At 65.3% G+C, this 23,995-nt stretch carries 21 protein-coding genes, 1 tRNA gene and 1 pseudogene; 11 read left to right on the top strand and 12 right to left on the bottom strand.

Going from position 1 to position 23,995, the window contains the following annotated elements; translation table 11 throughout:
* Positions 1 to 15: 15 nt before the first annotated feature.
* Positions 16 to 105: transfer RNA gene (locus tag ACYQ8K_RS24905), tRNA-Ser, on the top strand.
* Between the two features lie 376 nt (positions 106 to 481).
* On the opposite strand, the gene ACYQ8K_RS24900 is transcribed toward ACYQ8K_RS24905, so the two are convergent.
* From ACYQ8K_RS24900 to ACYQ8K_RS24885, 4 genes are read right to left on the bottom strand one after another with little or no spacing between them, the layout of a single operon-like run.
* A complete protein-coding gene (locus tag ACYQ8K_RS24900; protein WP_459973245.1) occupies positions 482 to 1,009 on the bottom strand; it encodes a hypothetical protein in 528 nt (175 codons plus the stop codon).
* Entirely contained in the window at positions 1,006 to 2,349 is a 1,344-nt protein-coding gene (locus tag ACYQ8K_RS24895; protein WP_459973243.1) for a hypothetical protein, read from the bottom strand. Before ACYQ8K_RS24895 ends, ACYQ8K_RS24900 begins: the two co-directional genes overlap by 4 nt.
* Positions 2,346 to 2,654: a DUF6317 family protein gene (locus ACYQ8K_RS24890; protein ID WP_459973241.1), complete on the bottom strand. Its 309-nt coding sequence runs from the start codon at positions 2,652 to 2,654 to the stop codon at positions 2,346 to 2,348. The genes ACYQ8K_RS24895 and ACYQ8K_RS24890 overlap by 4 nt, the downstream gene beginning before the upstream one ends.
* Positions 2,641 to 3,174 (bottom strand): SAV_915 family protein, encoded by a 534-nt coding sequence (locus tag ACYQ8K_RS24885; protein ID WP_459973239.1) that lies wholly within the window; start codon positions 3,172 to 3,174, stop codon positions 2,641 to 2,643. The genes ACYQ8K_RS24890 and ACYQ8K_RS24885 overlap by 14 nt, the downstream gene beginning before the upstream one ends.
* 541 nt (positions 3,175 to 3,715) lie before the next feature.
* Between ACYQ8K_RS24885 and ACYQ8K_RS24880 the strand changes: the two genes are divergently transcribed.
* Both ACYQ8K_RS24880 and ACYQ8K_RS24875 read left to right on the top strand, forming a co-directional pair.
* The gene (locus ACYQ8K_RS24880) at positions 3,716 to 4,720 is read left to right on the top strand and encodes a glycoside hydrolase family 6 protein (RefSeq protein ID WP_459973237.1); all 1,005 of its coding nucleotides are present in this window, start codon (positions 3,716 to 3,718) and stop codon (positions 4,718 to 4,720) included.
* 132 nt (positions 4,721 to 4,852) lie between these two features.
* The gene (locus ACYQ8K_RS24875) at positions 4,853 to 5,329 is read left to right on the top strand and encodes a CAP domain-containing protein (RefSeq protein ID WP_459973235.1); all 477 of its coding nucleotides are present in this window, start codon (positions 4,853 to 4,855) and stop codon (positions 5,327 to 5,329) included.
* 221 nt (positions 5,330 to 5,550) lie between these two features.
* On the opposite strand, the pseudogene ACYQ8K_RS24870 reads toward ACYQ8K_RS24875, so the two are convergent.
* The 3 genes and pseudogenes from ACYQ8K_RS24870 to ACYQ8K_RS24860 all read right to left on the bottom strand — a co-directional run bounded on the left by ACYQ8K_RS24870 (position 5,551) and on the right by ACYQ8K_RS24860 (position 8,094).
* Positions 5,551 to 6,071, bottom strand: a pseudogene (locus ACYQ8K_RS24870) (hypothetical protein).
* A 179-nt stretch (positions 6,072 to 6,250) separates the two neighbouring features.
* Positions 6,251 to 7,384 (bottom strand): cellulase family glycosylhydrolase, encoded by a 1,134-nt coding sequence (locus ACYQ8K_RS24865; RefSeq protein WP_459973234.1) that lies wholly within the window; start codon positions 7,382 to 7,384, stop codon positions 6,251 to 6,253.
* A 233-nt stretch (positions 7,385 to 7,617) separates the two neighbouring features.
* Positions 7,618 to 8,094, bottom strand: coding sequence for an NINE protein (locus ACYQ8K_RS24860; protein WP_459973232.1), 477 nt, complete (start codon positions 8,092 to 8,094; stop codon positions 7,618 to 7,620).
* 127 nt (positions 8,095 to 8,221) lie between these two features.
* On the opposite strand from ACYQ8K_RS24860, the gene ACYQ8K_RS24855 reads away from it, so the two are divergent.
* From ACYQ8K_RS24855 to ACYQ8K_RS24835, 5 genes are all read left to right on the top strand, one after another.
* Positions 8,222 to 8,608 (top strand): DUF2237 family protein, encoded by a 387-nt coding sequence (locus ACYQ8K_RS24855; RefSeq protein ID WP_459973230.1) that lies wholly within the window; start codon positions 8,222 to 8,224, stop codon positions 8,606 to 8,608.
* Positions 8,609 to 8,704: 96 nt separating this feature from the next.
* The gene (locus ACYQ8K_RS24850; protein ID WP_459973228.1) at positions 8,705 to 9,976 is read left to right on the top strand and encodes a sulfotransferase family protein; all 1,272 of its coding nucleotides are present in this window, start codon (positions 8,705 to 8,707) and stop codon (positions 9,974 to 9,976) included.
* 14 nt (positions 9,977 to 9,990) lie between these two features.
* On the top strand, positions 9,991 to 11,229 hold the full coding sequence (locus ACYQ8K_RS24845; protein ID WP_459973225.1) for an MBL fold metallo-hydrolase: 1,239 nt from the start codon (positions 9,991 to 9,993) through the stop codon (positions 11,227 to 11,229).
* The gene (locus tag ACYQ8K_RS24840) at positions 11,226 to 11,708 is read left to right on the top strand and encodes a VOC family protein (RefSeq protein ID WP_459973223.1); all 483 of its coding nucleotides are present in this window, start codon (positions 11,226 to 11,228) and stop codon (positions 11,706 to 11,708) included. Before ACYQ8K_RS24845 ends, ACYQ8K_RS24840 begins: the two co-directional genes overlap by 4 nt.
* Positions 11,709 to 11,721: 13 nt before the next feature.
* Positions 11,722 to 12,693: an LLM class flavin-dependent oxidoreductase gene (locus tag ACYQ8K_RS24835; RefSeq protein WP_459973221.1), complete on the top strand. Its 972-nt coding sequence runs from the start codon at positions 11,722 to 11,724 to the stop codon at positions 12,691 to 12,693.
* On the opposite strand, the gene ACYQ8K_RS24830 is transcribed toward ACYQ8K_RS24835, so the two are convergent.
* A complete protein-coding gene (locus ACYQ8K_RS24830) occupies positions 12,690 to 13,340 on the bottom strand; it encodes a GntR family transcriptional regulator (RefSeq protein ID WP_459973219.1) in 651 nt (216 codons plus the stop codon). The genes ACYQ8K_RS24835 and ACYQ8K_RS24830 overlap by 4 nt on opposite strands.
* Before the next feature lie 68 nt (positions 13,341 to 13,408).
* Between ACYQ8K_RS24830 and ACYQ8K_RS24825 the strand changes: the two genes are divergently transcribed.
* Genes ACYQ8K_RS24825 through ACYQ8K_RS24815 form a run of 3 tightly spaced genes read left to right on the top strand, consistent with a single transcriptional unit; the run spans position 13,409 to position 16,893 of the window.
* Positions 13,409 to 14,785 carry an LLM class flavin-dependent oxidoreductase gene (locus ACYQ8K_RS24825; RefSeq protein ID WP_459973217.1) on the top strand — a complete coding sequence of 459 codons (1,377 nt, stop codon included), beginning with the start codon at positions 13,409 to 13,411 and terminating at the stop codon, positions 14,783 to 14,785.
* On the top strand, positions 14,778 to 15,962 hold the full coding sequence (locus ACYQ8K_RS24820; RefSeq protein WP_459973258.1) for a CaiB/BaiF CoA transferase family protein: 1,185 nt from the start codon (positions 14,778 to 14,780) through the stop codon (positions 15,960 to 15,962). Before ACYQ8K_RS24825 ends, ACYQ8K_RS24820 begins: the two co-directional genes overlap by 8 nt.
* A gap of 16 nt (positions 15,963 to 15,978) precedes the next feature.
* Positions 15,979 to 16,893, top strand: a complete 915-nt coding sequence (locus ACYQ8K_RS24815; protein WP_459973216.1) for an HpcH/HpaI aldolase/citrate lyase family protein — start codon at positions 15,979 to 15,981, stop codon at positions 16,891 to 16,893.
* 52 nt (positions 16,894 to 16,945) lie between these two features.
* On the opposite strand, the gene ACYQ8K_RS24810 is transcribed toward ACYQ8K_RS24815, so the two are convergent.
* The 4 genes from ACYQ8K_RS24810 to prpD are packed head-to-tail and all read right to left on the bottom strand — an operon-like array spanning position 16,946 to position 23,881.
* Entirely contained in the window at positions 16,946 to 20,329 is a 3,384-nt protein-coding gene (locus ACYQ8K_RS24810; RefSeq protein WP_459973214.1) for a pyruvate carboxylase, read from the bottom strand.
* A 5-nt stretch (positions 20,330 to 20,334) separates the two neighbouring features.
* The gene (locus tag ACYQ8K_RS24805) at positions 20,335 to 21,462 is read right to left on the bottom strand and encodes a bifunctional 2-methylcitrate synthase/citrate synthase (RefSeq protein ID WP_459973212.1); all 1,128 of its coding nucleotides are present in this window, start codon (positions 21,460 to 21,462) and stop codon (positions 20,335 to 20,337) included.
* Positions 21,459 to 22,376 carry a methylisocitrate lyase gene (gene prpB, locus ACYQ8K_RS24800; RefSeq protein ID WP_459973210.1) on the bottom strand — a complete coding sequence of 306 codons (918 nt, stop codon included), beginning with the start codon at positions 22,374 to 22,376 and terminating at the stop codon, positions 21,459 to 21,461. The genes ACYQ8K_RS24805 and prpB overlap by 4 nt, the downstream gene beginning before the upstream one ends.
* Positions 22,376 to 23,881 (bottom strand): 2-methylcitrate dehydratase PrpD, encoded by a 1,506-nt coding sequence (gene prpD / locus ACYQ8K_RS24795; protein WP_459973208.1) that lies wholly within the window; start codon positions 23,879 to 23,881, stop codon positions 22,376 to 22,378. The genes prpB and prpD overlap by 1 nt, the downstream gene beginning before the upstream one ends.
* Positions 23,882 to 23,995 lie beyond the last annotated feature (114 nt).

The raw sequence follows: 23,995 nt of genomic DNA, 5'->3' as shown, positions 1-23,995 counted from the left end.
GGTAAGCTGCTCGGCGGTGGCGTGTCCGAGCGGCCTAAGGAGCACGCCTCGAAAGCGTGTGACGGCTAAAACCGTCCGAGGGTTCAAATCCCTCCGCCACCGCCAAAGGTTCTTGCGGGGAGCCCCCGGCGAACGAAAGTTCGGTGGGGGTTCTTCCGTGATCGCGCCGCTTAGTCGCCCTGGCGCCACGTTGCCGTCCTGGCCGGGGGGGGGTGGGATAGGCGACAACGGATTTGGTCCGTCGCAACGGTCCCAGACCGCCGAAATAGGCCCTCGGCGCTCGGCGGGAGATGGTGCCCGCATGGGCACCATCATTCAGCGACCCTAACGCGGGATCGACAGAGGATGCGCACGTCCGAGGTCACCGCGGTCACCGCGGCATTGGCGACACGAGTAGATACCTGCCTGCGGCGCGCCTACCCCAGAAAGGCAGATGCCCGCTACCCTGCCAATACGGCCCGGGTATCGCGCCTTGGCACTGCTAATTCAACGGCTTTTCAGCGCCAAACTTCTGGGCCAGCAACCATTCTTCGTCTTTTACATATTTACCCAGGCTTATGAAAAGGCACCCAAACGCAAATCCGGCCATGAGAGGGGCAGCGATTACGGCAATCGGACCTCCGCCCAGTATCCCAACGGCTGTCCCGACGGTGCCCGCAGTCCGAGTATTAACCTTGACCTTTGCATCGCTCGGACGACGTCTGAAACTCAACGGCTTGTGCGCGGCTCGCTCGTCCGGCGTGCGCTTCATTTGCCTATACGTAGAATAGAGATTCACGATTATAAGTGCCACAAGCACCGTCAACGCGGTAGTGCGACCTGATTGGGATCCGATTTTGTCAAATATTACACTTGTCACGAGGGCGAAAGCGAGCAGAAAGAACCCGACAAAGCACAGCGCAGCGAACGTCAACCAGAAACGTTTAAACCAATATTCAGCTCCGCGTGTATACCAACTCGTGCCAAAGTATTTAATCGGAGGTACAGCCTCTGGTTCGGCCCTGATCATCCAAACACTTTATCCCAGAGCCCCGACACAGTATCCGCGGCACCACTTACGTCATCCTTCATTGCGGCCCAACCCTTGCTCACAGAGTCGCTCAGTCCATGAGTGATCCCGGAAATATAGCCACGACTCTGAATTTGCTCATCCCAATGTTCGTGTGTCAATGCGCTTGCGAAGTCGCCAACTCCCCATGCCCCCACGGTGACAAGGGCTCCGGCGCCGACCACTGCTCCAACGGCTGCCTCCTCCGGCAAGAAGAAAGCAGCGGCAGCGGTCCCGCCGATTCCTGCCGCCACCCCGGCTGCCTGCGAGCCGAAATCGCGCACTTCAGCCCGTGTGGGCGACCATCCTTTCTGGACGTCGTCCACTGTCTGCGCATTTCCGACTATCCCGGCCGCCAGGATATCGATAACCGGAATGTCATCCAGAAACTTCAAGCCCTTAGGCATTTCGGCCCAATCAGCGGAGTTAGCCATCCTTGCAAGATCCCCGACACTGGTATTCAGGGTCTTTGTAAATGGAAGCTCACCTTGCCCCTTCAAGGCGCCATCAAGTTGAGCCTGTTTGCTTGCCAGATTCTGCGCAACGTCTCGATGGTTCCACTCAGCGAAATCCCAGGCTCCCGCAGGGCGCGGACGCCCGGCAAAGGCTAGGTAGGACGCCTTCGATTTCTCAAGGGCTTTGCTAGCCTCGTCGAGCTCATCTTTTAGGCCATCGATTGATTTTGGAAGACCATCGGCTAGATGATCGTTCGCCAAAGCGGGGAGGGTATACAGACCCTTGACCATTGCCGCCACGCTGACGGCCTTGTCCCAAGTAGGCCCGCCCTTCTTTGCAGCATCCGGAGCCATGTCATGGCTGATTGTGTTGATATGTGCCGCAGCTTCCAGTCGATATCCCTGGGCCAGCTGGCGCGTTTCTTCATAGAATGAGTTGTAGTCTTTCTGGGCTCGTACAGCCTTAACCGCCGCAGGCGAATCGGGATCGCCCGTGATTGTCAGCGGTAACGGCTTGCCATCATCGCCGATCTGCGCGCCGTCGGCCCTGTCATCCATCGCTACCTGATAGAGCTTGTTCTCCAGATCCTGCAATTGCTGCCCCAGCTGGCTGACAACTTTCCCGAATTCCTCGTAAGAGCCCTCAATCCCGGCAAGGCAAAGACTTGCAATAGTCCAAGCTTTCCTGAACTCGGAAGCAGCGACGCCTGTCCAAGTAGCATCATTGGCTAATCGATCGACATCTTTTTCTAAAGCCTGACCGATACCCTTGAATTCGCCTGATACGCGGGTCAGGGTGTCTCCCATAGCAATGAGCCCGGGAATGTCGCCACCTACCCAGCTCACTTCACCAAGCCTTCGGTGATGTTGTCCCAGAGGAAACGGTTTTTGTCCCCGTCGTCAGCGATTACATATTTGTTGCGGCAGTCCTTCAACTTGTCGGCATCCTGACTCAGAAAAGTATGCATCCTGCTGTTCACAAAACTGAGCTCATCGAGAAGCGCTTTCATTGATGTGTTTAAGGCCCCGTCACCTGAGTCCGGTGGTGTGATCTTCAACTGCGATGCGACATGCGCAAACTGATCAGATTCAGTCTTATACGTGTTGGCGAGAGCATCCAGGTCGGCTAATACGACTTTAAAGTCGGACATTGAGAGTCTCCTTGAGCAGGTCTACTCGATCTTTGGTCCATATTGTTGGTAGAACACCAGGGCTGGGATCCACAAGAAAAATGCCGTGGCTCAAGGCTTCTATGGTGGATTGCGCCAGTTTGAGCCACGGTTGGTATTCGCCGAGGGCCGCAACCAGGGTGCGCACGGAGGTGAAGGCTACGAACAGCGGATCACCGTCGGTTGGTCGGCACAGCTCGATCGCGAAGCCACTTGCAGACCCGGGGAGCGGATGTGCCGGCACCCACCATTCCGAGGCGGCCATCGTTCCGATCTCGACGTCGTGAAGGCCCGACGTAGACTGAGCTCGCTGATAGTCGGCCTCGGCTTGCCGCACGGCGTTCCACCGCGATATTACGTCGGCCGGCGGCGTGGCCACCCATCCGTGCACCTCGCGCCAGTCGTCTTCGAGTTGTTCAGCTGTCTGCCAACCGGGTTGCCAAGCTAACGATTTCTTGACTGTCCGATCATGCTCCTCACGAGCGAGTTCTCGTGGAAACATTTGACTCCTCGACTGGTGGTTGGGCCAAGCCCAGTGACGGGGTGTAAGAGTTCGCTCGATCCCGTGACGTTTGGTTCGCAGTTTAGTCGATTAGCGCCGGTGTGGTCGCGGACTTGTGCTGGTGGGGATGGCCAGCGTTGCTCGGGCGCGCACGCGTGAGCACGTCGAAACTGATGTAGCGGTAGCCTTCGATCCATTCGTCGCCTTGTTCAGCTAACGCGGCTCCGGGCCGGATGTTGGCGGTGAAGTCTTGGGGAAGATGCCGGTGTCGACCTCGGCGACCATGGCTCCGCGATCCTGAATTTCGGCGTCAGTTCTGCTGGTCCAACGCATCGGCCAACCGACCTCAGATCTCAGGGTTCCAACGGTGTAGCAATAGGGGCGCCGAGACTTGCGTGAGTGCATTCTGGGCGCCCGCGCCTAGATTGCCGCCCGCTCGCCGACGATCCGTCCGGCCTCGGCCCGACCCGGCGATGTGAGCGGATGACAGTAGCTCGGGCCGATTGGCGCTCGATCCTTCCGAGCCACTAATTTTCCTCAGGTGAACTTCTCAGCTGCAGGTGCAGCCGCGCGGTGGATCGTCCCCTTGCTCACGCTTGCAGCCGTGGCCTGCATGGGCCTTGTCGCCGACCCGGTACACCTCCGTCCCGCCCCTGCGATGCGGCTGGTCGCCGACGGCGACCCGTTGGCCGGGGCGCCGTTCTACGTCAACCCCACGTCGGCGGCCATGCGCGCCGCGCAGAGCGCCGATCCGCCGAGCCCCGAGCTGACCGCCATCGCCAACACGCCGCAGGCCTACTGGATCGTCCCGGGCGGGTCGGCGGCAACGGTCGGGAAGTATGTCGGCGACGCGAATGGGGCCGGCGCGATCCCGATTCTGGCGGTTTATGGCATCCCCCACCGCGACTGCGGCAGCTTCGCGGCCGGCGGCATGGGCTCGGCCGACGACTACCGCTCCTGGATCGACGGCATCGCATCCGGTGTGGGCGCTTCGCGGGTGGCGATCGTCGTCGAACCCGACGCGCTCGCCATGGCCGACTGCCTGTCGGGTGATGCGCGCCAGGAACGCTTCGACCTGATCCGCTACGCCGTCGACACCTTGACGAAGGATCCGAACGCGGCGGTGTACGTCGACGCGGGTCACCTGCGCTGGCACAGCGCCGACGACATGGCCGCCCGGCTCAACCAGGCCGGCGTCGGCCGCGCCCGCGGTTTCAGCATCAACACTGCGAACTTCTTCACCACCGAGGACGAAATCGGTTACGGCGAGGCGATTTCGGGGCTCACCAATGGTTCGCACTACGTGATCGACACCTCGCGCAACGGTGCGGGACCGGCTCCCGACTCCGACCTCAACTGGTGCAACCCCAGCGGTCGGGCGCTGGGCACTCCGCCGACCGCCAGCACCGCGGGCGCGCACGCCGACGCGTACCTGTGGATCAAACGGCCCGGCGAGTCCGACGGAACCTGCGGCAAAGGCGACCCGCCCGCCGGCAACTTCGTGAGCCAGTACGCCATCGACCTCGCCCACAACGCCGGACATTAGAAGGGCCTTGGCCTGGCGCCGGTAGGCATGTCGGTGCCGCGGAAGAGATTTGCGATTCGTGATGGTTCTCGGTTGAAAATGGGTAACATTTAGATACCGAAAACACCAAAGCGAGCGCGCGCAAGAGGCATCATGGCCAGGAAAGTCGAGATCATCGCCGTCTTCGCAATCCTTTCTGCCTTCATCACGACTCCCGCGACACTGTCCGGTTTCGTCGCGCACGCAGATGATTCGGGGACCGCGCTGTACAGCGGCATCAACCAGCTTCGCCCGGGATGTGGGCCGATCAACGACGATCCGCGTCTGATCGAAGCCGCCCAGCGCCACGCCGACGACATGCTGCGCAACGGGGTCAGCGGACACATCGGTTCGGACGGCTCTTCGCCACAGGCGCGAATCACCGCTGCGGGCTACAGAAGCCGGTACTCGGGTGAGGTCGTCTTCTGGGGCACCGGATCCGCCGCGACCCCCCAGGAAGCCCTCGACATGTGGATGCAGAGTCCGCCGCACCGAGACATCATCTTGAACTGCGCGTATAACGCGGGTGGCTTCGCCACCGCGTGGGACGGCAACAAGATGACCGCTGTCGGTGACTTCGCGGCCTCGTAAAACCTTTTAGGCCAAGCTCCTTCGATTCCTGACTCTTGTTGCTCGGTCCTCGCACGTGAGGCAGCCACCCAGATCCCTTGGGCGACAGCACGAGCCACGGCCTTGCGGATTGCGAGACTAGGGTTGCGGATCGCATGACGAAGGCGGCGACGGCACCCATGGGGTCCTCCTTCGGCTCAGCATCTAGGCATGAGGCCGATCGAGCAAAAGCTCGCGGGCAATCACTCGTGGGGCAACCATCCTGATCCGTGGGGCGACAGGACAAAGCCACGGCCTTGCGGATCTTTGCAAGCTGTTGTGCCCGAATTATCGACCCCGCAGATGATGCCGTTCACTGTGATGGAGTGTGATGGGGGAAGTGTTTTGATGGGTTGTCCGCCAATTACCCTGGATTGTTCGCCCTCGTTCGTCTGCTTTAGGCCTGACGTTGTTCCCATCCAATTCACCCCGGTAATTCCGGCCGTAGGATTTGACGGCGCGGGCGGTATCGCGGGCAAATTATTTCCCCTACATAGCGCTTCATCGAAATAAAACTGCAGATGACGCCATCTGGAGTGAGGAAATAGACGGTTTGCAGGGGCGGCCGTCCTGGATTGGGAACGTCAATTGTGTAATCGGCGGCGTTCACTGCAGCGTATGAGCTGAGGTCGGGGAACCTCGGCCCGTCCGCGTGCGCTGTGCACGTACCCAACAGCGCAGCGCCGACAAATGCGACAACGCTAGAAAGGCCTCGAACTACCATGTTTGTCCCGTCGGTCTCGGCGGGGATGGATTCAGTGACTGAGGTGGCGCCGCCAGCAGCCGACCAACACCGACGAGCATCGCCGCCCCCTTCTGAGCAGGTACAAACCCTACTACCGGAGGGTCTGCGGCGGGTTCGTGTTGATCGACTTCAGCGAGGCCCAATGGCCGCGATCCGGCTCAGGTCTGGCTACCGGCCAGCTTGCGCGCCGTCAGCGCTTCGATGTCTTGGAACGGGCGTCCCTCGGGCCGGATCAGGTCGTGGAACCACACCTTCGGGACCGAGGTGTAGGGGTGATCCCATGAGTCCCAGGGGAAGTAGGTCTGGGTCTTGCCCGCGACCAGCCCCCAGTTGATGGCACCGACGTTGTGCCGCTTCGCAACCGGCAGGATCGATTCGACGGTGCTGCCCTGGGGACGCGCCATGTATTCGGTGCACAGGATGGGACGACCCAGCGGGGTGAGCTCGTTGATCCGGTTCTCGAACCCTGAAGGCGCGGCGTAGGAGTGGAAGGTGATCACGTCGGCATTGGCCAACTGTATGTCGCTGATCGTGCTGCGCCCCTGCGGCTGTCCCCAATCGCCGCGCCACACACCGCTTGTCAGCGGCTGGCTGGGATCCACCGCCCGGGCCCAGCGAAAGACCTGCGGGAGCAGGTTGGCGACCAGCTGCTCCTTGTCGCTTCGTTCGGTGTTGCGGTACTGGCGCGCGGGGTTGTCGGGCTCGTTCCACAGGTCCCAGCCCAAAACCCGGTTGTCGTTGCGGAATTGGGTCATGACCGCTGTGACGTAGTCCCGCATGACCGGGACGTACTTCGGGTCACCGAGGCGTTCGGCGCCCGGGCTCTGCGCCCACCCCGAGTTGTGCACGCCGGGCCTCGGCGCGCGCTGGCGTCCCGCGCGGGGCTGCGGATCCCAACAGGAGTCGAAGAACACGAAGAGTGGTTTGATACGGTGGCGCGCCGCGATGTCGACGAATTGGCCTAGGCGGGTTTGGAAGCCGCGCTGATCGGCCGCCCAGAGCTGATCGTGCAGGAACACCCGTGCAGTGTTGTGGCCGTAGAACTGTGCCCAGCCGAGTTCGGTGTCGATGCGCCGCGGATCGAAGGTGTCGGGCTGGAACATCTCGAGTTGGTTGATGGCATTCGCCGGAATGTAGTTTGCTCCAACGAGCCAGCCCTGCGCTTGGTACCAACGGTTCGCGCGGTCGGGTGACCACCGGCCCGCTTCCTCCGCGGAAGCCCGGGGCACCCGGGCAACTGCGGCGCCTGCCGCCAGCAACAGAGGGAGTTTCAGGGCCGTACGTCGTTCCACGATGTGACGATAAGTTTTCGGGGCGATTTCCCCGGGATTTGCTCAGCGCGTCGCGAAAGGTTCGTCGCCACCGCGGTCTGGCGGCGACTCCGCTCGCGATCGTGACCAATCCGTGACCACCGCCACCGGCGCGCCACGAATAGTCGGGAATCCCACCAGGTTAAAATCTGGCCGCAACGCGAGCCAAAAGCGTTGTTGGACAGGCGAAAACAATGTCCAATCTCGGGGGCGCCCTACCGCAGCTTGCGGCCGTGGTTGTCTTTGACGCTGCCGGTGAAGATCAAGATCGCGTCGACGATCGCCCAGACGATGCCCCCGAGCAGGACCGGAAATCCTAGAAAACAGAACAGGCTGAACAGAATTCCGAACAGACCGAGGCACAACTGCGCCACCGCAATCTGAGTCGAGTCGATGTAGAAACGGCCGATACCGAACAAGCCGAGAAACAGCTGGAGCAAACCGGCGGTGGTGGCGGACTTGTCCGACAGCGGCAGCCCGGTAACCGCATCGCGGCCGTAGGGCGCCTGCGGGTCAACGTGTCCCGGGTAACCGGGGTACGCCGGATAGCCGGCGTGTCCGGGGTAGGCCTGCGGGGGCGGATATCCCGAAGGCGGGGTGTACGGATTGGGCTGCGACCCGTAACCGGGCGGCTGCCATCCCCAGGGTGGCTCGCCAGGCGGATTTTCGGGTGGGTTGGGCGGCGTCGACATCGATTCGAGTTAACACGTCCGCCGGCCGGGCGTCCACACGGCGGCCGAGCGCTGGCAACAAAAAACCGGACGGCGCAGTCGGCGGAATTGCTTCAAACTTCTCCCCTGAGGGCGCAATACTGATCGGGTGCCTGATCGAAATGTGTTAGGCGGTCCGCTGCAACCATGCGGCACAGACCCGCTGACCGGCTTCTACCGCGACGGCTGCTGTTCGACCGGCCCTCAGGACCTTGGGCGGCACACGATCTGCGCGGTGATGACCGCCGAATTTTTGGAACACCAGCGTTCCATCGGCAATGACCTGTCGACGCCGGTGCCCGAGTATCGGTTTCCGGGCCTGCTGCCGGGGGACCGCTGGTGCGTGACCGCGCTGAACTGGCTGCGCGCTCACCACGACGGATGCGCCGCGCCGGTGGTGTTGGCGGCCACTCACCAGAGCACCCTCGAAGTGGTGCCGCTGGAGGCGCTGCAAGAACACAAGGTCGACGTGCCCGACGATCTGGCCAACCTGTAGCGCGTGGCCACCGTCGAGGTGGATGAACGACGGATCTCCACCGCGGCTAGCGTCGGTGTCATATTTCTCACCTGACGCGTCAAGGAGAGGTTCGGAGTGGGTTCTGCGGTTGACGGCATCGACTTCGACGACTTGACCGCGCCGCAACTGACCGACGTGCAGCGTCAGCTCCTGGAGTTCACCGAAGCCAGGCCCGTCGACCTCGACATCGACCGGATGCTCGCGGAGGCCGTCGAGCAGACCGGGCTGACAGCCGGAGCCGCCGACCTCGACGACACCGACGGTTTCGCCGACCGCCTGCGCGCGCACATCGCGGCGATCGAAGCCGACGAAGGGCTACGCCAACTCACCCGCGGCTCGTTGCGCCAACGCATCGTGCGCCTGCTGCGCAACCGCATGTCGCTGACCGAGCTCATCCGACGGTATCCGGAGATCGAGTTGATCCCGATCGAGAAGCCGTTCATCGTCGTCGGGATGCCACGCTCCGGCACCACGCATCTGGTGAATCTCATTGCGTCTGACCCACGCCGGCGCGCCCTGCCGTATTGGGAGAGCCAGGATCCGATCCCCGCGCTCGGGCAGGGGCCGGACATCTCCGGCGTCGATCCCCGCTACGCGCGCGCCAAGGCCGAACACGACGCACTGATGGTGAGCGCCCCCGTGGTGGCCGCCATGCACGACCGGTTCCCCGAGGCGATCGAGGAGGAGGTGGAGCTCCTCGACCTCGATCTGGCCTCATACGTGCTGGAATGGCATGCGCGCGTGCCCGACTGGCGCGACTATTACCTGGGACTCGACCAGACCCGGCACTACGCCTACATGAAAAGGGTGCTGCAGGCGCTGACCTTCCTGCGCGGCCCGCGGACGTGGGTGCTGAAGAGTCCGCAGCATTGCGAGCAACTCGGCCCGCTGATGGCGACCTTCCCCGATGCCACAGTGGCTTTCACCCACCGCGATCCCGCCGCGGTGATCCAGTCGGCGATCACCATGATGGCGTACTCGGACCGTCTGCGCCGCAACAACATTGACCCGCAGTGGCTGCTGGACTATTGGACCGACCGCGTGCACCGACTGCTCAGCGCATGCGTGCGGGACCGTAACCTGGTGGCAGCCGAACGCAGCATCGACATCAACTTCCATCAGCTGGGCGGCAACGAAATGCCAGTGCTCGAACGGCTTTACCAGTGCGCCGGCGTCGACCTACCGCCCAAGGTGCAGCAATGTTTCCAGCGCTACCTGGACGGCAACCCGCGGGGCAAACACGGCCGCATCCGTTACGAACTGCAGCGACACTTCGGCATCTCCGCCGACGAACTGCGGGGCCGGTTCGGCTTCTACTTCGACAAGTTCGACGTCCACCCGGAATGAAGGAGTCACCAGCGATGTCCGAACCTGTCTATCGGAGCAGGCCGGGTGCCGACGCGATGCGGCCGGCGTCGGCCGAGAGGGCCGAGGAGATCGCCCCGGGATTATGGTGCTCGCCCGGCTTGTCCAACTCGTATCTGCTCACCACGACCGAGGGCCGGGTGATCGTCAACACCGGCATGGGTTTCGAGGGGCCGGTGCATCGGGCCAACTTCGACGCGGTGGACTCGTCACCGGTGCGCTACATCATCTTCACGCAGGGCCACGTGGATCATGTCGGCGGCCTGGACAGCGTCCGGGATCCCGAGACGACCGTTGTCGCACAGGCGAACTGGAAGTCCTGGCGCGACGACAACGACCGGCTGATCCCGTACCGGGCCAACCGCAGCGCCTTCGCCTTCAAGGACACGCTGGCCAGTGGCATCCAGGCCATCCAGCGGCGCCTGGGAACCACCCGGCTGGCCGGCCAGAGCGTGCCCGTCGTCGACATCGACTTCGAGGACACGCTGCGGCTGGAGGTCGGCGGCCGGCCCATGGAGCTGATTTCCGTGCCCGGCGGCGAGACCACCGACTCCCTAGTGATCTGGCTGCCGAAAGAACGCATCTGCTTGTGCGGCAACACGTTCGGGCCCCTGATCGGGCACATTCCGAATCTCGTCACCATGCGCGGCGACCGGTATCGGGACGCGTTGACGGCCATCGCCTCGGTGGAGAGGGTCCGAAACCTGCAGGCCGATCTGCTGGTGACCGGCCACTTCGAGCCGATCAGCGGTGCCGATCGCATCAATGCCGAGTTGACCCGTGTGCGCGACGCGATTCAGTACATCCACGATCAGACCGTCGCCGGGATGAATGCCGGCAAAGACGTCCGCAGCTTGATGCGGGAGATCACCCTGCCCGCGGAATACGAAGTGGGCCAAGGCTATGGCAAAGTCGCGTGGGATGTGCGGGCCGTCTGGGAGAACTACTCCGGCTGGTTCCACCACGAGTCGACCACCGAGCTGTACCCGGTCGGATTCGATTCCGTTGCCGCCGACGTGGTCGAGCTGGCCGGCGCTGATGCGCTCGTGGAACGGGCGCGGGCACACCTGGCCGCCGGTCGTGCGCTGCAGGCCATCCACCTCGCCGAGCTTGTCCCGGCGGAGTACCCGGGGGCCCGCGACGTGCTGCGGGAAGCCCATGAAAAACTGCTCGCCGCCAGCACGAACTTCTGGGAAAGTGCCTGGCTCCGCAACCAGATAGCGAGGAACACATGACGGCATTCGCGCTACGGCCCGAGGACTTCTATCACACCGGCATCATCGTGGCCGACCTCGACGCGGCGATGTCACGGCTGACCGCGCTGGCCGGTTACCGCTGGATCACCCCGATGAGCTACACGTTGCCGTTTCGCACGACGAGCGGAACCCAAGAGGTGACTTCGACTTTCGTCTATTCGCTGCAGGCCCCACACATCGAGCTGATCAAGGAGGTTCCGGGTACGGCCTGGACTGCGGCTCCCGGCAACGCGATTCACCACCTCGGCTACTGGACCGACGACTTGGCTGAGAGCGCGAAGAGATTGGAGGACAACGGCTTCACCTTCGAGGCGACCGCCGACACCGCTCCGCCGGACCTGGCGCTGTTCGCCTATTACGTCGACGCGGCGGGAACCCGCATCGAGATCGTCGATCGCGCACTGTTCCCGGACTTTCCGACCTTCCTGCTGTCGGCGGCCGGACCGGAGGCGTCGTGAGGCGGGATCGGCAATGCTCCTGACGGTACTGCGCTTCAACTTCGCGTCCCCACAAGGTGATCCACGCACGCAGGGCAGGCTCCTGTCGGCGGCGCTCGAGCTGGGGCAGTGGGGGGAGTCGCACGGCATCACCTCCATCAGCGTCGACGAGCATCATGCGACCGGACACGGGTGGAGCTGCAATCCGGTCATGACCGCGGCGATGTTCTTGGCCCGGACCTCGACGCTGATCGCGAGCGTCGATTGCGCCCTGGGGCCGCTGTGGAACCCGGTGCGGCTTGCCGAAGACATCGCGCTCGTCGACAACATGAGCCGCGGCCGCCTGCACACCACGGTGGGGCTGGGGTACCGGACGGTCGAATACGACGCCCTGGGAGCCGATTTCGGCCGGCGCGGTGCGCTGATGGACAGCCGGCTCGAACGGATGCTGGCCGTCTGGTCCGGCGGCGATCCGGAAAACGCGATCTGTACCGGCACCTGGACGCGGCCGCATCCACCCCTGTACGTCGGCGGGGGCGCGCGCGCCACCGCGCGGCGCGCGGCCCGGTTCCGGCTGCCGCTCAGCCTGGCCGATCACCTGCCGGACGTCGCCGCGTACTACCGCGAGCTGTGTGCCGAGGCCGGCATGTCGCCGTTCATCCTCATGCCGGGGCCGATCAATCGCGGAATGATCTACCTGCACGAGGATCCGGACCGGGCGTGGGCGGAGCTCGGCGATCACATCGTTTGGGAGGCAGTCACTTACGGGCGATGGTCAACCGACCAGCGTTCGCTGATGCACTTGCCGGGTGTCCAAACCCTGGACGAGGTCAGGGCGTCGGGACGGTACCGCTTCCTCACTCCCGATCAGCTGATCGCGGAGGTCCGCGACGCGGATCACTACGGCCCGCTTGTGATGCACCCGCTGGTGGGCGGCATGCCTGTCGACGAAGCGTGGAAATCGGTCCAGTTGCTCACCGACAAGGTCCTGCCCGCACTCGCCTAACCGTCGCGGCGCTGCTCCAGCCATTCGGCCAGCGAGCGCCCCGCGTCCAGCACATGTCGTTCGGCGATGCTTCGCGCCCGCTCGGCGTCTTTGGCACCGAGGGCGTCCAGCAACTCCTGGTGTTCGTCGAGTGAGTGCTTCTCGTGCTCGGGAAACAAGGTGAGGAAGTTGCTCGGCACCACCCGGGCGGCCTGTTTGATCTGATTCAACAGCCGCGGCGAGTGTGCGGCGCGGTGGATCATCTGGTGGAAGTGCCAATTGGCCTCGCCGATGCTGTCGTCGCCGGACCGCGCGACGACGTCGGCCGCGAGCTCACGCAGGGTCTCGAGCTCTGCTGCCTCGATCCGCCCCGCGGCCCACGCCGCGGCCTGCCCGGTCAGCACCCCGAGAATGGTGAAGCTGTCCAGCACGTCATCCGGGCTGATGCCGAGCACCGTCACGCCGCTGCGCGGGGCGACTTGGACCAGCCCTTCGAAGGACAGCTCCAGCAGCGCTTCTCGCACCGGGGTGCGGCTGGTCGCGAATTCCTCGGTGATGGCGTCGAGGTCGACGCGCGATCCGGCGGGCAGGGCGCCGGTGAGAATCCGATCGCGCAGCTCGCGCGCGGCGCGCTCGCGGACGGTTCCGGATATGTCAATGGCTGCCACCTGCGCAGAATACCAAACGACAGATTTAGCGTTTGATATCTGAAATATCAGATGTTACGTTTCAAGCCATGCGTACCGACAAAATGGCGCTCGTAGCCTTCATGCAGGCCGGCAGCACTTCCGTCTACGCGGGCTCGTGGCGGCACCCCGCCACGGAGCACCGCTACCTGGATGCCTCCTACTACGCCAAGATCGGTCGGCAGCTCGAAGAGGGCTGCTTCGACCTGATGTTCTTCGACGATCGCCTGGCGATGCCGGGGGTCTACGGCGGCTCGGTGGACGACGCCGTCCAGTACGGTGCGCGACCGGTCAAGCTGGACCTCAGCGTGATCCTCGGCGTCCTCGCGCAGGCCACGTCAAAAATCGGGCTGGGCGCCACCTACTCGACGACCTACTACCAGCCGTTCCACGTCGCGCGGACCTTCGCCTCACTCGATCATCTCTCGGGCGGCCGCGCCGCCTGGAACGTGGTCACGTCGGTCAACGACAGCGAAGCGCAGAACTTCGGCGTCGACGCCCACCTCGGCCACGACGAACGGTACGACCGCGCCGACGAGTTCATGGATGTGGTGACCGGCTTGTGGGACACCTGGGAGGACGACGCCGTCCTGCACGACCGGGTGTCCGGGCAGTACGCGGACCCCGCCAAGGTGCACGAACTGGGGCACGTCGGGCAGTTCTTCTCCGCGCGCGGCCCGCTGACGGTGCCGCGCACCCCGCAGGGTCGCCCGGTCATCATCCAGGCCGGGTCGTCGGGCCGCGGGCGCGAATTCGCTTCGCGGTGGGCCGAATTGATCTTCACCGGCGACCCGGGCATCGACGTTGCGCGCAGCCACTACGCGGATCAGAAGGACCGGATCGCCGACGCGGGCCGCGATCCCGCCGCGGTCCGCATCTGCCCCATGGCATACGCTGTCGTCGGCGAGTCGGAAGCCCACGCCAAGGAGCGCGAAGCCATGTTCCTCGATGATCTGGTTCATCCCATGGCATCATTGACGCTCCTGTCGGAATTGATGAATTACGACTTCGCGCAACACGATCTCGACGACCCGGTGACCGACGAACTGCTCGCCTCGGTCTCCGGCATCCGGGGGCTCGTGCAGAACCTGCGCACCCACATTTCTTCTGGGGGCGGGGGCCGCCCTGTCACGTTGCGCGACCTGGCCAACCATCGCGCCACCCTGCTGCAGGGGCCGCGTTTCGTCGGCACCGGCCAGCAGGTCGCCGACCAGATGGCGGACTGGTTCGAAACCGGCGCCTGCGACGGATTCGTCCTGGCCGCAACGCATCTGCCCGGTGCCTTCGAAGACGTCGTGCGCATGGTCGTTCCGGAGCTGCAACGGCGGGGTCTGTTTCGCACCGGGTACGAGTCGTCAACGCTGCGCGGGCACCTTGGGCTGCAGCGTCCTTCGAACGCGCGGGCGGCTGCCGGTGCCCATGCTTGACGGACTGCGGGTCCTCGACCTCGCCACCCTGGCCGCCGCCCCGCTGGTGGCGACCTACCTGGGCGAGTTCGGCGCCGACGTGATCAAGGTCGAGGAACCCCGCAATGGCGATCCGATCCGCGGCTGGGGCAACCAGCGCGACGGTGTCGGACTGATGTGGAAGTCGTTGTCGCGCAACAAGCGTTCGATCACCCTGGACCTGCGCTGCGCCGAAGGTCAGGCGCTGGTGCGCCGCCTGGTGGGGCATGCCGACGTCGTCATCGTCAACACCCGCCCGCAGACGTTGCGCAAGTGGGGCCTGGACTACGAGAGCCTGCGCGCGGTCAACGACCGGATCGTGATGCTGCACATCACGGGTTACGGGTTGACCGGCCCGAAGAGTGAGCGCCCGGGCTTCGGCACGCTGGGGGAGGCGATGAGCGGGTTCGCGCACATCACCGGCCAGGCCGGTGGTCCACCCACGCTGCCGCCCTTCATGCTGGCCGACGGCGTGGCTTCGCTGAACGCCGCCTACGCGGTGATGATGGCGCTATATCACCGCGACGTGCACGGTGGGCCGGGTCAGTTGATCGACGTGAACCTGATCGACCCGCTGGCGCGCCTGCTCGAACAGACGTTGTTGGGTTACGACCAGTTGGGACTGGTGGCCGAGCGGTCCGGCAATCGATGGGATATCTCGGCCCCCCGCAACACCTATCAAACGGCCGACGGACGATGGCTGGCCATGTCCGGAAGCTCACCGGCGCTCGCACTGCGGGTGTTCCGGGCGATCGGGCGAGACGACCTGGTGACAGATCCCGACTTCTCCGATCCTCAGCGCCGGCTTGCCAGAGCGCGCGAGGTCGACGCGGTGGTGGCCGAATGGGTTGCGACAAAGACGCTTTCGGAGGCGATGGAGATCTTTGACGCCCACGAGGTGGCCGCAGCCCCCGTCTACGACATCGGCGACCTGGTCGCCGACGAGCAGCTGGCGCATCGCGAGGTGTTCATCTCCGTCGACGACGCACAGCTCGGGGCGATGACGGTGCAGGCTCCCGTCCCACGTTTCTCGTCGGCACCCGGCACGGTCGGCCACCTCGGACCGCGCCTTGGTGAACACAACGCCGAAGTCTACGGCGAACTACTCGGCTTGACCGCCAACGACATTGACGACCTGCGCGCCCGCGGCGTGTTGTGACAGAAGGAAATCACTCGTGACCGATCTGCTCCGTCGTTCCGAACTCGCAGTGCCCGCGTGCAACGACAACATGTTCGAGAAGGGCGCCCAGTGCGGCGCTGATCTGGTGTTCCTCGACCTCGAGGATGCGACCCCAGCCGGCGTCAAAGTGGAGTCGCGCGCCAAGGTCATCACCGCCCTCAACGACATCGACTGGGGCCGCACGGCCCGCGCCATCCGGATCAACGGGCTGGACACCCAATGGTGCCACGACGACGTCACCGAAGTGGTGTCCAAGGCCGGCGAAAACCTCGACACCATCATCATTCCGAAGGCGCGCCGGGCCCGTGACGTCTGGTGGGTGGACGTGCTGCTCACCCAGCTGGAGGCGAAACTCGGCCTGAACAAAGCCATTCGGCTCGAGGTCCTCATCGAAGAGGTGGAAGGCCTGGCCAACGCCGAAGAGATCGCGGCAGCCAGCCCTCGCCTGGATGCCCTGATTTTCGGCGTCGGTGACTTCTCGCTGTCGCAGGGCGCGCGGGTGGACACCAACTTCGTCCCGCTCGGCGAATACCCCGGCGAATTCTGGGCTTACGCGCGCAACAAAGTGATCGTGGCCGCGCGCATCGCCGGCATCGACGCGATCGACGCGCCCTATCCCGACTACCGCGACCTGTCGGGCTACCAGCGCGACGCCCGGCGGGCGTCGCTGCTCGGCTACACCGGCAAGTGGGCCATCCACCCCGACCAGGTGCCGGTGGCCAACGAGGTCTACGCCCCGACGGCCGACGAAATCGCGCGGGCCGAAGCCAACGTCGCCGCCTACCGGCAAGCCGAGGCCAAGGGCCGCGGCGCGGTCGGGGTGAACGGCGTCCTGGTCGACGCGGCCCACGTGAAGCAGGCCGAGCAGACGCTGGCGCGCGCCGCCCTGATCAAGAGCAGCCTCGCCTGATGGCGGCGACCCGCTGCGCCCGGCCGCGCCGCGGCCGGGCTCGCGATCGCCGCTAGCCGATTACCACCAAAAGGTCGCCGCCTTCCACCTGTGCGGTCTGCGACACCGCGATTCGTTCGACCTTGCCGGCCTTCGGGCTGGTGACGGCGGCCTCCATCTTCATCGCTTCGATCGTCGCGATGGTCTGGCCGGCCTCGACGTGCGCGCCGACCTCGGTGGTGACCGTCACGACGCCGGCAAAGGGCGCGGCGATGTGCTTCGGGTTGGCGCGATCCGCCTTCTCTGCGGCGGGCACATCCGCGGCGACGCTGCGGTCACGCACCACGACCGGGCGCAGCTGACCGTTGAGGATGCACATCACGGTGCGCATGCCGCGTTCGTCGGCATCCGAGACGGCCTCCAGCCCGATCAGCAGCTCCACACCGCGCTCGAGTTGGACGCGATGTTCGTCCCCTTGACGCAATCCGTAGAAGAACTGATTGGCACTGAGTCCGGACGTGTCGCCGTATTCCTCGCGGTGGTCTTCGAGATCCTTTGCCGGACCAGGGAACAGCAACCGGTTCAGCGCCGCCTGTCGGTCGGCACCGGGCGTGGCCAACGCCTTCTCGTCGTCGGCCGTCAGCTGTTGCTCCGGCTTCGCCGGACCGCGTCCCTCTAAAGCCTTGGTGCGCAACGGCTCGGGCCAGCCCCCGGGCGGGTCACCGAGTTCACCGCGCAGAAAGCCGATGACCGAATCGGGGATGTCGTAGCGTGCGGGATCGTCGGCGAATTCCTGCGCGCTGACGCCCGCTCCCACCAGCGCCAGCGCCAGGTCGCCGACCACCTTGCTGGACGGAGTGACCTTGACGAGGTGTCCCAGTATCGCATCGGCTCCGGCGTAGGCATTTTCGATGTCCTCGAACCGGTCACCGAGTCCCAGCGCGATGGCCTGCTGGCGCAGGTTCGACAATTGGCCGCCGGGAATCTCGTGGTGGTAGACGCGTCCCGTCGGCGCCGGTAGCCCGGATTCGAACGGCGCGTACACCTTTCGCAGCGCCTCCCAGTACGGCTCCAGGTCGCAGACCGCCGGCAGCGACAACCCGGTGTCATACGCCGTGTTGGCCGCGGCGGCCACGATCGACGACAGCGCGGGCTGGCTGGTGGTCCCCGCGAGCGGGGCGGCGGCTCCGTCGACGGCGTCGGCGCCGGCATGCCAGGCCGCCACATAGGTGGCCAGCTGGCCGCCCGGGGTGTCGTGGGTATGCACGTGCACCGGTAAATCGAAGCGGGACTTGAGCGCCGAGACGAGCGTCGCGGCCGCGGGTGCGCGCAGCAATCCGGCCATGTCCTTGATCGCCAGCACGTGAGCGCCCGCGTCGACGATCTGTTCGGCCAACTTCAGGTAATAGTCGAGCGTGTACAGCTTTTCGGCGGGATCGCTGAGATCCCCGGTGTAGGACATCGCCACCTCGGCAATTGCCGCCCCGGTGTCCCGCACGGCGTCGATGGCCGGTCGCATCGAGTCGACGTTGTTCAGCGCATCGAAGATCCGGAAGATGTCGATGCCGGTCGCCGTCGCCTCCTCCACAAACGCCGTGGTGACCGTCTCCGGATAGGGCGTGTAGCCAACGGTGTTGCGCCCGCGCAGCAACATCTGCAAGCAGATGTTGGGCAGCGCCTCGCGCAGTGTTGCCAGCCGCTCCCACGGGTCTTCCTTCAAAAAGCGCAGCGCCACATCGTAAGTCGCCCCGCCCCAGCATTCGATCGACAGCAGCTGCGGTGTGGTCCGGGCGATGTAGGGCGCCACCTTGATCAGCCCGCTGGTGCGGACCCGGGTGGCCAGCAGGGACTGGTGCGCGTCGCGGAACGTGGTGTCGGTGACACCGACGCCGGGCGAGTCGCGCAGCCAGGCCGCGAATCGCTCCGGCCCGAGTTCGGTCAACCGTTGCTTGGATCCCGCCGGCGGGTCAGCCGAGAGGTCGATGTCGGGCAGCTTGTCGTGCGGGTACACCGCCGACGGACGCTCACCGTGCGGCTTGTTGACGGTGACGTCGGCCAGGTAGTTGAGGATCTTGGTGCCGCGGTCGGCCGAGCTGCGTGCGGTGAGCAGCTGCGGACGCTCCTCGATGAACGACGTCGTGATGCGGCCGGCCTGAAAGTCCGGATCATCCAGAACGGCTTGCAGGAACGGGATATTCGTCGAGACACCGCGGATCCGGAACTCGGCGACCGCCCGCCGCGCCCGGCGCACCGCCGTGGCGAAGTCACGGCCCCGGCAGGTCAGCTTGATCAGCATCGAGTCGAAGTGCGCGCTGATGTCCGCGCCCAGCGTCGTGCCGCCGTCCAACCGGATGCCCGCGCCGCCCGGGGTGCGGTAGGCGGTGATCCGCCCGGTGTCCGGCCGGAACCCGTTCGCCGGATCCTCGGTGGTGATTCGGCATTGCAGCGCCGCGCCGTGCGGGACGACCGAATCCTGGCTCAGGCCAATGTCTTCCAGGCTCTGCCCGCCGGCGATCCGCAGCTGCGCCGACACCAGGTCGACATCGGTGATCTCCTCGGTGACCGTGTGTTCCACCTGGATGCGCGGGTTCATCTCGATGAACACGTGGTTGCCGCGTTCATCGAGCAGGAATTCCACGGTGCCGGCACACGTGTAGCCGATGCGGCGCGCGAAAGCCACCGCGTCCGCGCAGATCCGTTGGCGCAGTTCGGGGTCCAGGTTGGGCGCCGGCGCGATTTCGACGACCTTCTGGTGGCGGCGCTGCACGCTGCAGTCCCGCTCGTAGAGGTGCATGACGTTGCCCTGAGTGTCGGCCAGGATCTGCACCTCGATGTGCCGCGGATTGATCACCGCCTGCTCGAGAAACACCGAGGCGTCCCCGAACGCGGACTCGGCCTCACGGCTGGCGGCCTCGATCGCCTCGGGCAGCGAGGCGGCGTCGGCCACCCGGCGCATCCCGCGCCCGCCGCCACCTGCGACCGCCTTGACGAATAGCGGGAACTCCATCGACTCGGCGGCCGCCAGCAGTTCGTCCACCGACGTCGAGGGCGCCGAGGACGCCAACACCGGAAGTCCCGCATCCCGCGCCGCCGCGATCGCCCGCGACTTGTTGCCCGTGAGCTCGAGCACCTCGGCGCTCGGGCCGACGAAGGTGATGCCCGCCGCGGCGCACGCCGCCGCGAGGTCCGGATTCTCCGACAGGAAGCCGTAGCCGGGGTAAATCGCGTCCGCCCCGCAAGCCCGTGCCGTCGCGACGATGTCGTCCACCGACAGGTACGCGCGGACCGGGTGGCCCTCCTCGCCGATCTGGTAGGACTCGTCGGCCTTCAGCCGATGCACGGAATTGCGGTCCTCGTAGGGATAGATCGCGACCGTGCCGATTTCCAGCTCATACGCCGCGCGGAACGCGCGGATCGCTATCTCCCCGCGGTTGGCGACCAGTACCTTCGCAAACACGGTATTTACGATAGAGCGCGCTGCGCAGGTCCGACATACTCGCTCAGCGGACGGATCAGCGCGTTGGATGCGGTCTGCTCGATGATGTGTGCCGTCCACCCGGTGATGCGGCTCATCACGAAGATCGGCGTGAAGATGCCGATGTCGAAGCCCATCAGGTAATAGGCAGGTCCGGTCGGGAAGTCCAGGTTGGGTTTGATGCCGTTGGCCTCGGCCATACCCTTCTCCAGGACTTCGTAGATGTCGAGCCACTTTTGGCCGTCGCGCGCCGCGGCGACCCGTCTGAGGGCCGCCTTCATGGTCGGCACCCGGGAGTCACCGTTCTTGTAGACCCGGTGGCCGAACCCCATGATCTTGTCCTTGCGATCCAACTTGCCCCGCAGCCATTCCGCGGCCCTGTCGGCCGTGCCGATGTCGAGCATGTCGTGCATGACGGCCTCGTTGGCGCCGCCGTGCAGCGGGCCCTTGAGCGCGCCGATAGCGGCCGTGACCGCGCTGTAGATGTCGGACTGGGTGGAGGTGACCACCCGCGCGGCGAAGGTCGAGGCGTTGAAGCTGTGCTCGGCGTAGAGGACCATCGACTGCTCGAAGGCGTCCACCACCACCTGCTCGGGCACGTCACCGAAGCACATGTGCAGAAAATTCTGTGCGTAGTTCATGTGGCTGTGCGGGGCGATGGGGTCCAGGCCCCGGCGCCGGCGCATGTCGGCGGCGACGATGGTGGGCAGCACCGCGAACATGCGCAGCGCCTTGGCGTAGTTGGCCGCCGGGCTGCTGTCGTCCTCTTCGGGGTCTTCGGCGCCCATCGAGCTGATGAAGGTGCGCACCACGTCCATCGGGTGGCAGGTTTCGGGAAGCTTGGCCAACAACGACAGCTGAGATCGGTTCAACCGGCGGGCGGCTCGTTCCCGCTGGCTGAACAGCGCGAGTTGTTGCTCGTCGGGAAGTTCGCCGTGCCAGAGCAGATAGGCGACCTGCTCGAAGCTGCAATGCGCCGCCAGGTCCTGAACCGCATACCCGCGGTAGGTCAGGGAGTTGGTCTCCGGGACGACCTTGGAGATGGCGGTGGTGTCGACGACGACACCGGCCAGGCCCTTGTAGATGCGGGGTTGGTTGTCTTCGATGGCGCTCATTGCGCGTCTCCTCCGAAGGCGAAGTTGTAGATGTCGGAATCGAATTGGTTGTAATCGGCGTAGCGCAGCAGCTCGTAGAGCCGGCTGCGGTGTTGCATGCGGTCCAACAGGCCGGATTGGGTTCCCCGGTACGCGATTTCACGAAGGCCGGCCTCGACGGCGTGCATGGCCAGCCGCAACGTGGTCACCGGGTAGATCACCACGTTGTAGCCGATGTCGGAGAGCTGCCGGGCGGTCAATAGCTCCGACTTACCGAACTCCGTCATGTTGGCCAGCAATGGCGTGTCCACGGCGGACCGGAAACGCTCGAATTCGCTTGGCGTGCGCAGGGCTTCGGTGAAGATCAGGTCAGCGCCCGCGTCGGCGTAGGCCTTAGCGCGGTCGATGGCCGCGGCCAGGCCCTCGATGCCAGCGGCGTCGGTGCGGGCGCAGAGGATGAAGTTCGGGTCCCGCCGGGCGGCCGCGGCGGCCCGCAGTCGTCTGATCATCTCGGCGGCCGGCACCACGGCCTTGCCGTCGAGATGCCCGCAGCGCTTGGGGTTTTCCTGGTCTTCGAGATGGCAGCCGGACAGCCCGGCGTCTTCCAGGACGGTCACGGTGCGCGCGGCGCTCATCGGTTCACCGAAGCCGGTGTCGGCGTCGATCAGGGCGGGCAGGTCGGTGACCGCCGCGATCTGCGCCCCGCGTCCGGCAACTTCGGTCAGCGTGGTCAGGCCGATGTCGGGCAGGCCGAGGTCGGCCGACAGCGCCGCCCCGGACACATACACCCCGTCGAATCCGAGCTCGGCGACCAGCCTGGCGACCAGCGGCGAGAAGGCACCCGGGAACCGTTGCAACCGGCCACTTTCCAGCGCGGCGCGGAATTGCGCCCGCTTGGTCGACGCCGGTGCGGTGCCTCCGATCAGCCCGGCCATCAGAAGATTCCCGAGGGAATTGTGGGCGCCCGGTCGAGCACCAGCGGACCGACCGTGACGTTCAACGCGCCCAGTGCGCCCGCTTGCAGGTCCGAAAGGGCCTCAGCGGCGGACAGGAAGCGCCGCTGCTCGGTGTCGCCGACGACGCCCTCGGCCAGTTCGTGAAACTTCCCGATGTACTGCTCGCGCGCAAACGGCCTGGCTCCCAGGGGGTGTGCGTCGGCGACGGCGATCTCGTCGACGATGACCTCACCGTTCTTGAGGGTGACCTCGGCGCGGGCGCCGAACGCCTTCTCGCCCGGATCCGGGGAGTGGTAGCGGCGGGTCCACTCGGGATCCTCGACCGTCGAAACCTTGCGCCAGAGCTCGATGGTGTCGGGCCGGTGCGCCCGCTGCGGCGCGTACGACCTTTCGTGATGCCAGGTTCCGTCCTGCAACGCGACGGCGAAGATGTACATCACCGAGTGGTCCAGCGTCTCGCGAGAGGCATCCGGGTCGAACTTCTGCGGATCGCCTGCTCCGGTGCCGATCACGTAGTGGGTGTGGTGGCTGGTGTGCAGCACGATCGTCGCGACCTGGCTCAGATCGCCGATGCTGCCGCGCATTCGGCGGGCCAGGTCGATCAGCGCCTGGCTCTGGTATTCGGCCGAGTGCTCCTTGGTGTAGCTGTCCAGGATCGCGCGCTTGGGTTCGCCCGGCTCGGGCAGCGGAACCTGGTAGGTGTGCTGCGGACCCGAGAGCAGCCAGGCGATCACCCCGTCCTCGCCCTCCCAGATCGGGGCGGGTGCGCCCTCGCCGCGCATGGCGCGGTCGACAGCCTCGATGGCGACCTTGCCGGCCCAGGCGGGCGCGTAGGCCTTCCAGCTGGAGATCAGGCCCTTGCGCGACTGCCGCGTGGACGTGGTCAGGTGCAGCGCCTGCCCGATCGCCTGATAGATGGTGTCCTTGTCCAGCCGCAGCATGGTGCCCAGTCCGGCGGCCACCGACGGGCCGAGGTGAGCGACATGGTCAATCTTGTGCTCGTGCAGGCAGATTCCCTTGACCAGATCGACCTGGATCTCGTAACCCGTTGCGATGCCGCGAATCAGGTCGGCGCCGCCGATCCCGAGGTGCTGGGCGACTGCCACCAAAGGCGGGATGTTGTCACCCGGGTGGGAGTACTCGGCGGCCAGGAAGGTGTCGTGGAAGTCGAGCTCGCGCACCGCGACGCCGTTGGCCCAGGCCGCCCATTCCGGGGAGTAGTCGCCCTGGATACCGAAGACCTTGGCGCCCTTGAACGAGTTGGGATGCGCCTGGGCCTGGGCCCGGGCGGCGGCGACCGGGCGGCGGGTCACCGACGCGGCCGACACCGCGGCGTTGTCGATGATCCGGTTGATCACCATCGCCTCGGTGTCGGCGGGCACCGCGACCGGGTCGGCCGCGACCTCGGCGATCTTCCAGGCCAGATGCTCATTCTGGGGAAAGTCGTCGGCGCTGCGTCGGGTTCGAACGTCATGAAGGCGCATAAGCCGCACAGTACGCAAAGCTGGATGAGAGGTAAATGCCCTGGAAAAGCGTAATCGTGTGTCCTTACCCTCCCGATTTTGCGAACTTTGTGAAAAGGGCGGGCGTACCGTGTG

It is taken from the genome of Mycobacterium sp. MUNTM1, assembly GCF_054660795.1.
Note: the sequence above shows the minus strand (reverse complement) of the source record. Positions and strands in the feature narration are given on the sequence as shown.